Origin of the sequence: Veillonella sp. (assembly GCF_018381775.1) — a bacterium.
Classification (GTDB): Bacteria; Bacillota; Negativicutes; order Veillonellales; family Veillonellaceae; genus Veillonella.
In genome coordinates this window covers 49,000-62,254 of record NZ_JAGZRH010000010.1, presented here as the reverse complement: position 1 = coordinate 62,254, position 13,255 = coordinate 49,000, and the positions used below count along the sequence as shown (strand labels likewise).

14 protein-coding genes are annotated in these 13,255 nt (G+C 39.4%); 9 read left to right on the top strand and 5 right to left on the bottom strand.

What is annotated here, in order from left to right; genetic code table 11:
* Positions 1-117: 117 nt before the first annotated feature.
* From jag to rpmH, 5 genes are all read right to left on the bottom strand, one after another.
* Positions 118-915 (bottom strand): RNA-binding cell elongation regulator Jag/EloR, encoded by a 798-nt coding sequence (jag, locus tag KH109_RS07295; RefSeq protein WP_119209367.1) that lies wholly within the window; start codon positions 913-915, stop codon positions 118-120.
* Positions 916-923: 8 nt separating this feature from the next.
* On the bottom strand, positions 924-1,592 hold the full coding sequence (locus tag KH109_RS07290; RefSeq protein ID WP_024066050.1) for a YidC/Oxa1 family membrane protein insertase: 669 nt from the start codon (positions 1,590-1,592) through the stop codon (positions 924-926).
* Between the two features lie 170 nt (positions 1,593-1,762).
* Positions 1,763-1,984 (bottom strand): membrane protein insertion efficiency factor YidD, encoded by a 222-nt coding sequence (gene yidD / locus KH109_RS07285; RefSeq protein ID WP_012865047.1) that lies wholly within the window; start codon positions 1,982-1,984, stop codon positions 1,763-1,765.
* A gap of 48 nt (positions 1,985-2,032) precedes the next feature.
* On the bottom strand, positions 2,033-2,392 hold the full coding sequence (gene rnpA / locus KH109_RS07280) for a ribonuclease P protein component (RefSeq protein ID WP_105094806.1): 360 nt from the start codon (positions 2,390-2,392) through the stop codon (positions 2,033-2,035).
* Positions 2,393-2,471: 79 nt separating this feature from the next.
* The gene (gene rpmH, locus KH109_RS07275; protein ID WP_004692946.1) at positions 2,472-2,606 is read right to left on the bottom strand and encodes a 50S ribosomal protein L34; all 135 of its coding nucleotides are present in this window, start codon (positions 2,604-2,606) and stop codon (positions 2,472-2,474) included.
* A 1,043-nt stretch (positions 2,607-3,649) separates the two neighbouring features.
* Here rpmH and dnaA point away from each other — a divergent pair.
* The 9 genes from dnaA (at position 3,650) to KH109_RS07230 (ending at position 13,161) form a co-directional block, all read left to right on the top strand.
* The gene (dnaA, locus tag KH109_RS07270) at positions 3,650-5,227 is read left to right on the top strand and encodes a chromosomal replication initiator protein DnaA (RefSeq protein WP_295217408.1); all 1,578 of its coding nucleotides are present in this window, start codon (positions 3,650-3,652) and stop codon (positions 5,225-5,227) included.
* 298 nt (positions 5,228-5,525) lie between these two features.
* Entirely contained in the window at positions 5,526-6,638 is a 1,113-nt protein-coding gene (gene dnaN, locus KH109_RS07265; RefSeq protein ID WP_295217396.1) for a DNA polymerase III subunit beta, read from the top strand.
* Between the two features lie 126 nt (positions 6,639-6,764).
* Positions 6,765-6,998, top strand: coding sequence for an RNA-binding S4 domain-containing protein (locus KH109_RS07260; RefSeq protein ID WP_119206598.1), 234 nt, complete (start codon positions 6,765-6,767; stop codon positions 6,996-6,998).
* 3 nt (positions 6,999-7,001) lie between these two features.
* Positions 7,002-8,102 carry a DNA replication/repair protein RecF gene (recF, locus tag KH109_RS07255; protein ID WP_295217369.1) on the top strand — a complete coding sequence of 367 codons (1,101 nt, stop codon included), beginning with the start codon at positions 7,002-7,004 and terminating at the stop codon, positions 8,100-8,102.
* Positions 8,089-8,991 (top strand): DUF721 domain-containing protein, encoded by a 903-nt coding sequence (locus KH109_RS07250; protein WP_295217356.1) that lies wholly within the window; start codon positions 8,089-8,091, stop codon positions 8,989-8,991. The genes recF and KH109_RS07250 overlap by 14 nt, the downstream gene beginning before the upstream one ends.
* A 13-nt stretch (positions 8,992-9,004) precedes the next feature.
* The gene (locus KH109_RS07245; RefSeq protein ID WP_105086251.1) at positions 9,005-9,253 is read left to right on the top strand and encodes a DUF370 domain-containing protein; all 249 of its coding nucleotides are present in this window, start codon (positions 9,005-9,007) and stop codon (positions 9,251-9,253) included.
* A 75-nt stretch (positions 9,254-9,328) separates the two neighbouring features.
* Positions 9,329-11,230 (top strand): DNA topoisomerase (ATP-hydrolyzing) subunit B, encoded by a 1,902-nt coding sequence (gyrB, locus tag KH109_RS07240; RefSeq protein ID WP_295217335.1) that lies wholly within the window; start codon positions 9,329-9,331, stop codon positions 11,228-11,230.
* 10 nt (positions 11,231-11,240) lie between these two features.
* A complete protein-coding gene (locus tag KH109_RS07235; protein WP_295217324.1) occupies positions 11,241-12,722 on the top strand; it encodes an amino acid permease in 1,482 nt (493 codons plus the stop codon).
* 121 nt (positions 12,723-12,843) lie between these two features.
* Positions 12,844-13,161, top strand: coding sequence for a YbjQ family protein (locus tag KH109_RS07230; protein ID WP_105094815.1), 318 nt, complete (start codon positions 12,844-12,846; stop codon positions 13,159-13,161).
* Positions 13,162-13,255 lie beyond the last annotated feature (94 nt).

Genomic DNA, 13,255 nt, shown 5'->3' with positions numbered 1-13,255 from the left:
AAACTAATCTTTGCATGCGAAGATTAACTTAGGTTAGCTTTCACCATAACCTAAAGAATAAAGGGGGCAGCCCTCAAGCAACCGAGAATTCAGTCACTTGAAAGCTGCACCACTATATTATTTTTTGTACGTAATCACAACGTGACGGAACGGTTCGTCCCCTTCACTGTTAGTAACAACGTTTTTATCCCCTTGAAGGGCAGTGTGAATGATTTTACGTTCAAAAGCATTCATCGGTTCTAAGGAAACCTTTTGACGGTTTCGTTTCACCTTAGAAGCCAAGCGTTTCGCGAGATTCACCAATGTTTCTTCTCGACGAGAACGATAATTTTCCACATCTACAACGATGTGGCAGTGGCCAGATACATCCTTGTGTGCCACGAGATTTGTTAAGTATTGAATAGCATCCAATGTTTGACCATGTTTACCGATCAAAATACCTAAATCTTCGCCGTGCACTTGGAATGTAATCTTATCTTTAGTCATCATTTTTTCGATAACTACAGTGAGGCCCATTTGTGTAAACATATCATCGAGGAATTGTTTACCTTTTTCAGCAATTTCTTGTTGATCTTCTTTTGAAAGTTCCTTTTTAGAAGGTTTTTCTACAACATCACCTTCAGAAGTTTCAACTGCTGTATCTTGTACTTCTGTTTCGCTTGTTGCTACCGGCTTGGAAGCAACAGCTACAGATTGTTCTTCTACATGAGCTACTTCTTCTTGAGTAGCAGTTTTAGCTACAGATGTGAAGAATAAGCGAACAACTGCTGGTTTACGACCAATGCCCAAGAAGCCATTAGAAGGTTGTTCTAAGACCTTAGTTTCAACCAATTCTTGGCCATCTTCAGCCAATTGAGCTACACCTTTGGCAATGGCATCTTCAATGGTTTTAGCAGATACATCGATAAATTCCATAGTGTCTCCTATTTCTTAGCTTCTAAGCTTTTGTAAATGAAATGTTGTTGCACAAATTGGAATACATTGGATACGATCCAGTAAATAACTAAGCCAGATGGGAAGTTAAGAGAGATGTAACCAATGAATAAAGGCATAAAGATTGTCATAATCTTTTGTTGTTGCGCAGCAGCACCAGTTGCACCGCTACTAGTTTGCTTGGACATAATCCATGTAGATAATGCACTCAATACTGGCAAAATGTACATTGGATCTGGTTCACCAAGACTAGGAAGCCATAAGAATTGTACATAGTTTTGATCGTATGGATAGCCTTGTAAAGCGTAGAAGATAGCGATCAAGAATGGCATTTGCACCAATAGAGGCAAACAGCCAGCCAATGGGTTAACGCCCATTTCTTTGTACAATGCACCCATTTCCGCTTGAAGTTTTGCAGGATCGTTTTTGTATTTATCTTGCAATTCTTTCATGCGAGGCTGTAACTCTTGCATAGCCTTCATGGATTTGATTTGTTTTACAGTAAGTGGTGCCAAAACCGCTTTAATAACGATTGTTAAAAGGATAATAGCCACACCGTAGCTTGGATAGCCTACCATTTGAGTTAATTGGAACGCATAGGTTACCAATGTAGTCATCAATTCAACGATAGGGTGGAATATACTACTTAAGAATTCCATTGTTTCTCCTTTTTCTTACAGTCCGAAACCGTCCTTTGCGCATCTATATATCGTTATGGTATGGTCTAAATTTCATCCATACAGATGCTCAGGTATTTCCAAAACTGTGCTAGATAGTTATTGTGAAAGTTGCTTTCACAGAACGCAAAACTAGCCTAATCAAAAATAGATTATGGCACTGGATCATAGCCACCCTTGTGGAAAGGATGGCAGCGAAGAATGCGTTTTAAACCCATCCAGCTACCTTTCAAAGGACCATATTTTTCGATGGCCTGCAGAGTATATGTGGAACATGTCGGATAATAACGGCAACATCCAGGTTTTAAGGGAGATATGGCAAGCTGATAGAACCTAATTAAAAGTCGTAAAAGCATTGTTATACAGCGTTTCATAGAAATCTCCATATACACAAAAAGGACCAAAGCCTCTAACTTGTGGTCCTATTTATCATTTTGTACCAATAATTTGCTTTTTCGCAAGAGATACAAAATTTCCTTTTCCGCTTTTTCGTAGGTAGCGTTTTTCAGAGGGCCACGTCCAACAATTACGATATGATACCCTTCGCGTATGGAATGTTGATTGAGGCGATATACCTCTTTCATAAGCCGTCTAGCTCGGTTGCGCTCAACAGCACAACCAACCTTTTTGCCGGTTACAAAACCAATGCGCGTAGATTGCTTCGCCACGGGCATACGATACAGTACACACATACGGCCTACTTCGTATTTACCGTGCTTATACACAAGGCGATATTCATTATTGTGCGTCAGTCGTCTTGCTTTATCGAGGCAATAATCCATATGCATTGTCCTTAAGTCCTAAGAATAGAAAAACTTGGCAGCAGCGCCAAGTTTTTTCTCCTGCCTAACAGCTATTATATTATGCAGATAAGCGTTTTCTGCCTTTTGCACGTCTTCTTTTTAAAACGAGACGGCCACCGATAGTTTTCATGCGTTCACGGAAACCATGGGTACGTTTTCTCCAAAGAGTATTTGGTTGGTAAGTACGTTTCATTAGTAAAACACCTCCTCGTCATTTTGTATTGTTTTACTTATACCATAACAGGGTAATTATAGAGTTAAAACGTAAATTTGTCAATATAATAAAGGCATTCTGCTTGTGAGTTCTTGTATTTCTATAATAATTCCATCACACATTTCATCCAATAATTGATGTTACGTTTCCAGGGGGAGGAATATAGGGCTCCTTCATCGCTCCATACGACACGTAAAGTCGCTCAAAAGGACCCTATATTCCCTCCCTAAGTAAATCCTAATGTCACCTTACACACCACTACACGATGTAAACGTAACATCAATTTATAGCAACACAAGAACTCACATTCTAATCTTTTTATATAAGACAAATTTACCTTTTGATCTCTGGTTAGAGAGAGGGGAGGAATAGATGTGTTTTCTCCCTCCATACGACACGTTTCGGTCAAAAATCCACATCTATTCCTGCTCCCAACACTCCTTCTTAGAAAAATCACTAGTTTGTCATTTTTATAGATCACTTAGTTTTGATTATCTGAAGGTTGATGCTGTTATGTTCATCAATTACTTTTTCATTTATGTGTATTGTAATCATAAAATTTATCTTATAGGAGGAGGGGACTGAAAACTACTTTTTGAGTGACTTACGCGTCGTATGGAGCGATAAAAGTAGTTTTCAGTCCTCCCCCAAAAGTTATTGATGAACAAAAGATGAGATAATTACTGAGTTATTAACATTTCTCCTTCAGATAATCAAAAGTTATCCACAGAATAAATGACAAACTAGTGATTTTTTGGTACAATCATAACTGAAATTAGGAAAAAGTATATATTTTTATAAGTTTTTGTTGGATAACTTTTAAGGTTATCCACATTTTTTCTCTTTTAACCTGTGTAATCTATAAAGTCAGTTATTATCTGGTTGGAAGAGAATTTTATTTTCACTTATTCACAGGTTATTCACAGGAATAACAGGTTTTTCCACAGCTTTCACAAGAGTTATACACATTATTCCTAAAGTTATACACATTTATCGCAATAGTTATACACAAGAGGCACGTCATGCAATCATTTGATTTGAATAATATATGGGAACATATATTGCAAGAGGCGAAAAAGAACATGCAACATTTGCCTGACGCGTTGTACTTGCGCGTCACGTCATCGTTGATTCCCATGTCTCTCGAAAGTCATTCGATCCATATAGGGGTCATGCAAACATTTGTTAAAAACTTAATCGATCAGCAGCCACAGATTAGCAAGGCTTTGCAGGATGCCATTACTACGGTTATCGGTTCCCATCGGGATATGGTATTATTCGATTTCAATCAAGAGAGCGTAGATACTACCTTTGTTGATGAAAGTCTCATCGATGATGCACCTGTAGTGGCTCCACCGATGCCATTACCGCCTGTGGTAGAGGAAAAAGCTCAACAAGGTGAGTTCTACACACCGGTGTATCAAGAGCCTGTCTATATCGACCGCGCTCCAGCTCCTGTGCAAATTCCCGATGAGCCAATGGTTGCTCCTAGTAAAACAGTTGAAACTACCACACCTACATTACAGTCTGATAATGTACCTGTGGATTTATCATTATCTAACCTAAATCCAGCGTACCGTTTTGATAATTACGTAACGGGCAACGCGAACCGTATTCCATTTGGGGCCGCTCAAAATGTAGCTGAGTTCCCAGGCGGCGACTATAATCCGCTCTTTATCTACGGTCCATCAGGTCTAGGTAAAACGCATTTGATGCACGCCATCGGCAATGCCATCAAGGAAAATCATCCACACATGAAGGTTATGTCCATTACAAGCGAAAACTTTATGAACATTTTCGTCGAAACATTGCAGCGTAACCAAGGTAAATTGTTCCGCAACACATTCCGCAATATCGACGTGCTCATGATTGACGATATTCAGTTCCTTGAAAGTCGTGAAAGTACGAAAACTGAGTTATTTAATACATTCAATGAGTTATTAAATAACAACAAGCAAATCGTCCTTACTTCTGATACGATGCCAAACGATATGGAGCAGTTCGAAGACCGTCTTCGTTCTCGTTTCCAAGCTGGCTATATTGCTACCATGGAAAATCCAGATTTAGAAACGCGCATTGCTATCTTTAGATCTTTGCTGGAACGAGAATATAAGAAAAATCGCGTTATCCGTATCGATAACGATTCCATCAACTATGTGGCGTTACAATTTAGCGAAAATGTCCGGGTGTTGCAAGGTGCGTTCACCAAATTAATCGGCACCGCATCCATCGATCAACGTCTTGAATCTATCGATCTAGAATACACTAAACAAGCCTTGGCTGGCCTCGTTCATACCGAAGAGGTGAACATGGTCACTATGGAAAGCATCCAGAATTTTGTAAGTTCTTATTTCAATATTAAAAAGCAAGACTTGCTCGGCAAGAAGCGTAAGGCACAGTTCGCATTCCCACGGCAAATTGCCATGTACCTATGCCGCGATATGATTAATGAAAGTTATCCGCAAATCGCAGCAGCCTTCTCTCGTGACCATACGACAATTCTCCATGCGTACGATAAAATTACGAAGGAAATTGAACGAAACGAAGAAACTAAGAACATGATTTCTGAAATTAAACAGAAATTAACAACCTGTGGATAACTCTGTGGATATATTGTGCGTAACTTTGTGGATATCCTAAAAACCGCACTCCGCTGTGAGTATGTGGATAAGTGGTTACAAACTATCAACATAGTTATACACAACCGAGAAATCGCACAGTTAGTAGCGCCAATTCACTTTTACACATATAAACAGGCCCCTACTATTACTACTACTAAAACTAACAAACAATCAAAAAACCAGTAGAAACAGATCTATCGCAGAATATCTATAGAGCATCTACGATAGCAAACATAGAATATTACGAACAAACAGACAAATCATAAAGGAGTTATAAATGCATATTACATTCCCAAAAGCAAATCTCCAAAAAGCAATCAACGTATTACAAAAGGTATCTCAAAATAAAACAAGTTCCAACTTACCAGGCGCTATCTACATGACAACAAAAAATGGTCAAGTAGAATTGCAAGGTAACGACTTTGAACTCGGTATTCGTTTAACCATCGATGGCGACATCAAAGAACCTGGTACATTAGTTGTAGGTTCTCGCTACTTCCAAGAATTAATTCGCAAATTGCCTGGCGATACTATCGAACTTTACAAACCAGAGGACGGTAATTCTTTAACAATCACATCTGGTTCTTCTGAATTTAACCTCGTAACATTGCATCCAGATGATTTCTCTTTAGTTGAACAAATTCACGACCAAGATCATGTGAACATCGATAGCTTTGCTATGAAAGAACTCATCGATTTAACAAACTACGCAGCTGCTACTGACGAAGATCGCCCTGTATTTACTGGTGCTCTTCTAGAAATCAAAGAAAACGAAGTCACTATGGTTGCTACTGATACACATCGCATGGCTGTTAAGAAAATTACTATCGATGAACCAGCAACTACGCCAATGCGCGCTATCATTCCAACAAAAACTTTGGCTGAAGTATCTCGTTTGTTGCCAACAGATAATCCAGCCATGATCAACATCATTTGGAATCGCACACAAATCGTGTTCAACTTTGAATCTATTTACATTATTTCTCGCTTGATCGAAGGCACATATCCTGAATATGAAAAGGTAATTCCTTCCCAATTCGACTCTAGTGCTGTTATCGACCGCCGTGAATTCGCTGGTGCTGTTGATCGCGTATCCTTATTAGCTAAAGACATCAGCTATAACGTAATTCGTTATGATTGGTCTGAAAGTAATGTAACATTGTCTACTCAAAATACTGAAATCGGTATGGCCAAAGAAGACTTAGCTGTTGAATTTAAAGGAACACCTTTCACAATCTCCTTTAACGGTCGCTACATCTCCGACATCTTGCGCCACAGTACAGGCGACAACATCCACTTGTTCTTAAAACAAAACGGTCCAGTTGTCATTCGCCAAGACAATAATCCGAACTATACATACGTAGTAACACCAGTTCGTACGAATAACTGATAATAAAATCACTACATTGTATATTTTACTGAATTAATATACATATTTTTATTAGGTAATGATGATTAAAAGTCATCGTTACCTAATTCCCATATAGTTATAAATTGTCCACTATAGGAGGACGTTATGAAAGAGCAACAGCAGGTACCCATTCATACGGAGTACATTCAAATTGATCAGTTGTTGAAGTTAGAAGGCATCATCGAAACAGGTGGTCAAATTAAATCCTTCATTGAAGAAGGTATTCTTACTTTGAATGGTCAAGTTGTGACAGAAAAGCGCAAGAAGTGTCGCGTTGGTGACGTGATTTCTTGCGAAGGTCTCGATGTAGATCTAGTGATTACTCAAGAGGAGGCATAATCAGTGAGAATTGACTCACTGCAATTATTCCAGTTTCGTAATTATAAGGATGTAACGATTCAGTTCAATCCGGAGATTATCGTTTTGCATGGTACTAATGGGGCTGGTAAGACGAATATCCTCGAATCCATTTATGTGGGTACCATTGGTAAAAGCCATCGAACAAACGATACATCGGATATGCTCATGTTCAATGTTGAGGAAGCAGGTATTGTAGTAAAGTTCGAGAAAAAGGATACGCCACAAAAGGTAAATATTAAGTTATTCCGTCAAGGCCCTAAGGATATTCGCTTAAACGATACTAAAATATCTCAAAAAGAACTGATTGGTACATTAAATACAGTTATATTCTGTCCTGAAGATTTACAACTCATCAAGGGGACGCCGTCGGGACGTAGACGTTTTCTCGATATGGAAATCTCTCAGACGAGTGCTACCTATTATCATCAGTTGATGCAGTACAATCGATTGTTACAGCAACGAAATGCAGTTCTTAAGGAATATAGAGGAAAGCAAAATATTCCTCTTGAAGAATGGGATTTACAGCTAGCAGATATGGCGAGCTTTATTGTAAAGAAACGACTAGAGAGCTTGAAGAAAATTAACCTTCTCATCGATTTGATGAATCGTAAATTGACGGGTGGACTCGAGAATTTAACCATCGGTTATGAACAGCCATATATGGACAATGGATCCTTAGAATATACAAAGGAAGGCTTTTACGAGCGCATTAAAGCAGCGTTGCCACAGGATCGTCATCGGATGACCACTAGCGTAGGTCCTCATCGCGATGATTTACGATTCTTTTCCGATGCGATGGATTTAAAGAAATTTGGATCCCAAGGGCAGCAACGAACCGCTGTACTATCCTTAAAGTTGAGTGAGCTTGAGTTTATCAAGTCCGAGGTTGGGGAATATCCAGTTCTGTTATTGGATGATGTATTGAGCGAACTTGATGAGTCGAGACGAGCGAATTTATTGCAGTTTATTCATAAACGTATTCAAACATTTATTACTACTACAGACATTCATGATTTTAAAGATTTGAAATCTGTTCAATTTATTTCTTGTGAAGGGGGAAAGGTTCAGTATGGACAGCCTTGATCTTTGTTTACCAAAGGCCTTATCAAAACTGAATTTACTGGAACAATATAAATTAAATACCCTCGTTCACAAGTGGCGTGATGTAGTGGGCGATGTCATTGCAGACCATACGAAAATTGTGTCTATTAAGCCTCCAGATATGGTTATCAGTGCAGATAATTCCATGTGGATGCAAGAATTGCAGATGCAAAAACGACGCATCATTGAGGCCATAAACAAGTATTACCATCAAGAGGTGATCAAAGATATTCGCTTTATTATGAAACGTCAGAGCTATGTGAAAGCAAATACTGATACATCGATTTCATTGCCTGATGAACAGATTATTACAAAACGTATTAATTTTTCAGATATTGTGCTTTCAAAAGAAGACGTAGACGCCATCGATAAATCATTAGAGAAAACAGATAACGAAGAATTACGAGCTGCTTTCAGAAAAGTACAAATTACGGCTCGAAAGCGTGAAATCTATTTAGAGCAGCATGGGTATCATCGTTGCGGTCGATGTGGCATGCACATGGAATCTAAAAAAGAAATCTGTCCCACTTGTGAATATGAATTGCATCGCGCTCATATTAAGGACATTAAGGCGGTTATTAGAAAGTATCCGTACTTTAAATATAGCGACTGTCAGCAGTTTATACAGTGTACCTTCCCAGATTTTGCAGAAGCCATGCGGGAATGTATATATTTTTATTTAGACAAAATTTACAAAGGATCTATCAATCGCCGTCATATGTATATGGTGGCTATGCTCATCACTCACAAGAAGCCTGATGAGCTAACAGATCAGCATGTTATTAATTTATGTAACAAATATCGGTCTAAGTTCCTTGCAGAAGAGGAACAGCGAAAAATCGATTCATTAAAGGGGACATTAGAAAAGTAGAGGGGGCATTCCTATGTACGTTCATATTGGGGATACCGTTTCCGTACCTATCGAATCCATCATTACCATGGTACACGCCAAGGGCGGAAAATCCCATAAAAGTCCTATTCATCACTATGAAACGCTAGAGTATATCGCTATGGTACCAGAGGAGCAAATCAAGACCTATGTGGTCACTGATGATTGCGTATATGGGTCTGGTATTAGCATTAAGACTTTAATGAGACGAATTGATGAGTTTTATAGTATAATAAAGAGATAAGATTTATTCTGTACATGTGTTGTACCAAATTTCAATCCAGTACAGTGTGATAGATTGTTAGGAGGAGTTTGTTTCATGCCTGAAGAAAATTATGGCGCTCAGAATATACAGGTTCTTGAGGGTCTTGACGCGGTACGTAAACGCCCTGGTATGTACATTGGTAGTACATCTATTCGCGGTTTACATCACCTCGTTTATGAAGTAGTAGATAACTCTGTTGACGAAGCGCTCGCAGGTTACGCTACACATATCGAAGTATCCATTAATAAAGATAACAGTATTACTGTTGTCGATGATGGTCGTGGTATCCCTACAGGGATGCATGAATCCGGTATGTCTGCGGTAGAGTTAGTATTAACAAAATTACATGCTGGCGGTAAATTTGGCGGTGGCGGCTACAAGGTTTCTGGTGGCCTTCACGGCGTAGGTATTTCCGTAGTAAATGCGTTGAGTGAATGGACTAAGGTTCAAGTATCTCAAAATGGTATCGTTCAAGAGATTTCCTTTGCTCGTGGTCATAAAACTTCCGAGTTACACGAAATCGGTAAAGCAGAAGGTACTGGTACTACTGTTATCTTTAAGCCAGATGCTGAAATCTTTGAAACTACTGTATTCAACTTTGATACATTGAAAATTCGTTTACAAGAATTGGCATTCCTTAATAAAGGCCTTCGCATTACATTGAGCGATTTGCGCCAAGAGGAACCTCGTGTTGAAAGCTTCCACTACGAAGGTGGTTTGAGTTCTTTCATTACCTTCTTGAACGAAAATAAAGAAGTAGTAAACCCAACTGTAATTTACATTGAAAATACAAAAGACGACGTAGTTGTAGACGTTGCATTGCAATATAACGATAGCTACAGCGAAAACTTGTTGTCCTTTGTAAATAACATTAATACTGTTGACGGTGGTACTCACCTTTCTGGTTTCCGTGCTGCTTTGACTCGTACCCTCAATGATTACGGCCGTAAATCTGGCTTGATCAAGGAAAATGAATCCAACCTTTCCGGTGAAGACGTACGTGAAGGTTTGACAGCTGTTGTTTCTGTAAAAGTATTGGAACCTCAGTTTGAAGGTCAAACAAAAACTAAACTTGGCAATAGCGAAGTTAAAGGTATTACAGATGTGATCGTATCTGATGGTCTAAGAACATTCTTTGAAGAACATCCACAAGATGCGAAGAAAATCATCGAAAAAGCAACGATGGCAAGCCGTGCTCGTGAGGCAGCTCGTAAAGCCCGCGACTTAACTCGTCGTAAAAATGCTTTAGAAGTATCCAGCCTTCCTGGTAAATTGGCAGATTGCTCCGAAAAAGATACATCTATGACTGAAATTTATTTAGTCGAAGGTGACTCTGCGGGTGGTTCTGCAAAACAAGGTCGCGACCGTCGTTACCAAGCGATTTTGCCTTTGCGTGGTAAGATCCTTAACGTAGAAAAAGCGCGCCTTGATAAGATTTTAGCGAATAACGAAATTCGCTCCATGATTACCGCTTTCGGTACTGGCATTGGGGAAGAGTTCGATATTACAAAATCCCGTTATAACAAGATTATTATCATGACAGATGCGGACGTTGACGGCGCTCATATCCGTACCTTGTTGTTAACATTCTTCTACCGCTATATGAAACCATTGGTAGAGGAAGGTCATATCTACATTGCACAACCACCGTTGTACCAAATCAAGAAGGGTAAATCCCACTGGTATGTATACTCTGATGCAGAGCTTACAGCTAAGCTTGATGAAGTAGGCCGCGATGGTATTACCATCCAACGTTACAAAGGTTTAGGTGAAATGAACCCTGAACAATTATGGGAAACTACAATGAACCCTGAAAACCGTACGATTTTACAAGTTAGCTTGGAAGATTCCATCGAAGCTGATAAAATCTTTACCGTTCTCATGGGCGATAAGGTAGAACCTCGTCGTAAATTTATTGAAGATAACGCAAAATATGTGCGTAATCTAGATTTGTAAGAGGTGACCCATGGCTGAAAATCAAAATAATAACGTAGAGTTTACCTCTAATAAAGATCAACATTTAAAACGTTCCCTAAAGGCGCGTCATATGAATATGATCGCTTTAGGTGGCGCTATTGGTACCGGCTTATTCGTAGCTGGCGGTGAAGTTGTAAGTACAGCAGGCCCTGGTGGTGCGCTTGTAGCTTACGGCCTCATCGGTATCATGGTGTACTTCCTCATGACATCTCTTGGTGAAATGGCGACGTACTTGCCGATTCCTGGTTCCTTCGGGACTTATGCAAAACGCTATGTAGACCCTGCCTTTGGTTTTGCCTTAGGTTGGAACTACTGGTTTAACTGGGCTATTACATTGGCCGCTGAAGTTTTAGCAGGGGCACTCATCATGAAATATTGGTTCCCTGATGTGCCTGCCATTGTATGGTCTGCTCTGTTCTTGCTCGTTTTATTCGGCTTGAACTATTTATCGACTCGCTCCTTTGGTGAAAGTGAATATGTATTCTCTAGCATCAAGGTTATTACTGTATTCGTATTCCTATTCTGTGGCTTTATGCTTATCTTAGGCATTGGAGGCACATCTCCAGGATTTGCGAACTGGACAGTAGGGGAAGCACCATTCGTAGGTGGTTGGGAATCTATCCTCGCTATCTTCATGGTGGCTGGTTTCTCCTTCCAAGGTACTGAACTTATCGGTGTAGCCGCTGGTGAAGCAGAAGACCCTGAAAAGAACGTGCCAAAAGCGATTAATACAATCTTCTGGCGTATCTTGTTGTTCTATATCGGTGCTTTCATAGTTATCGGTTTCTTAATTCCGTACACTGATCCAAACCTATTGAATTCTAGTGTAGAGAATGTATCTATTTCTCCATTTACACTCGTATTCGACCGCTTTGGTTTTGCCTTTGCTGCTAGCTTTATCAATGCTATCATCTTAACGGCAGTACTCAGTGCTGGTAACTCTGGTCTCTATTCTTCTACGCGTATGCTGTATGCACTTGCTAAAGAAGGGCAAGCACCAAAAATCTTCGGTAAGCTTAATAAACGTGGCGTTCCAGTGCCAGCATTAATCTTAACGACTGCAATAGGTTTATTTGCATTCCTTACAAGCTTTATTGGCGAAGGTACTGCCTATACTTGGATTGTTAATATTTCTGGTCTTTGCGGTTTCATTGCATGGGTTGGTATCGCTGTTTCTCACTATCGCTTCCGCCGTGCCTTCATTGCACAAGGCAGAGATCTTAGTGAATTGCCTTACAAAGCGTGGTTATTCCCAGTGGGTCCAATCTTGGCGTTTATTCTTTGCGTCATCATCATTGCTGGTCAAAACTACTCCGCTTTCACAGGCGATACAATCGACTGGTATGGCGTATCCGTTGCGTACATCGGATTGCCAATCTTCTTCGCAGTATACTTAGGTTACAAATACATCAAGAAAACAAAACTTGTTCCATTGAAAGAGGTTAACCTAGACCGCGATTTTGATAAATAATAACATAATTAGACCTGTTCATTATGAAATAGTGAACAGGTCTTTTTTTTGATTGTATTTATGTGAAAGCCTTGCTATAATTAATCAAAATATATTGTAGTCAATTAGAGAGGATACAATTATGATTATTACTACAACTATGCATATTGAAAACAAACCTGTACAAGAGTACAAAGGTATTGTATTTGGTGAGGTCGTAGAAGGCCGTAACTTTGTGAAAGATTTCATGTCCGGTATTCGCGACATCGTTGGTGGTCGTAGTGGTAGCTATGAAAACTCCTTGATGAATGCACGCCAAGCAGCTCTTGATGAAATGTCTCAACGGGCTTCTAAATTGGGTGCTAATGCTGTTATCGGCGTATCCTTCCAATACAGTACAGTAGGTGCAGAAAACGGTATGCTCATGGTTACATGCAATGGTACAGCCGTTGTAGTTTAATAAGTAATAGACTACGTCAGATATTACTATTAATATAATTCTAAGTAAAATAAGTAAGTTTCAATATATTCATGTAACTAAAAAAAACAGCAGG

Excerpts from the sequence above, each read along its gene's own strand:
- jag (WP_119209367.1), bottom strand. The coding sequence starts at position 915 with ATGGAATTTATCGATGTATCTGCTAAAACCATTGAAGATGCCATTGCC.
- KH109_RS07290 (WP_024066050.1), bottom strand. The coding sequence starts at position 1,592 with ATGGAATTCTTAAGTAGTATATTCCACCCTATCGTTGAATTGATGACT.
- yidD (WP_012865047.1), bottom strand. The coding sequence starts at position 1,984 with ATGAAACGCTGTATAACAATGCTTTTACGACTTTTAATTAGGTTCTAT.
- rnpA (WP_105094806.1), bottom strand. The coding sequence starts at position 2,392 with ATGGATTATTGCCTCGATAAAGCAAGACGACTGACGCACAATAATGAA.
- rpmH (WP_004692946.1), bottom strand. The coding sequence starts at position 2,606 with ATGAAACGTACTTACCAACCAAATACTCTTTGGAGAAAACGTACCCAT.
- dnaA (WP_295217408.1), top strand. The coding sequence starts at position 3,650 with ATGCAATCATTTGATTTGAATAATATATGGGAACATATATTGCAAGAG.
- dnaN (WP_295217396.1), top strand. The coding sequence starts at position 5,526 with ATGCATATTACATTCCCAAAAGCAAATCTCCAAAAAGCAATCAACGTA.
- KH109_RS07260 (WP_119206598.1), top strand. The coding sequence starts at position 6,765 with ATGAAAGAGCAACAGCAGGTACCCATTCATACGGAGTACATTCAAATT.
- KH109_RS07250 (WP_295217356.1), top strand. The coding sequence starts at position 8,089 with ATGGACAGCCTTGATCTTTGTTTACCAAAGGCCTTATCAAAACTGAAT.
- KH109_RS07245 (WP_105086251.1), top strand. The coding sequence starts at position 9,005 with ATGTACGTTCATATTGGGGATACCGTTTCCGTACCTATCGAATCCATC.
- gyrB (WP_295217335.1), top strand. The coding sequence starts at position 9,329 with ATGCCTGAAGAAAATTATGGCGCTCAGAATATACAGGTTCTTGAGGGT.
- KH109_RS07235 (WP_295217324.1), top strand. The coding sequence starts at position 11,241 with ATGGCTGAAAATCAAAATAATAACGTAGAGTTTACCTCTAATAAAGAT.
- KH109_RS07230 (WP_105094815.1), top strand. The coding sequence starts at position 12,844 with ATGATTATTACTACAACTATGCATATTGAAAACAAACCTGTACAAGAG.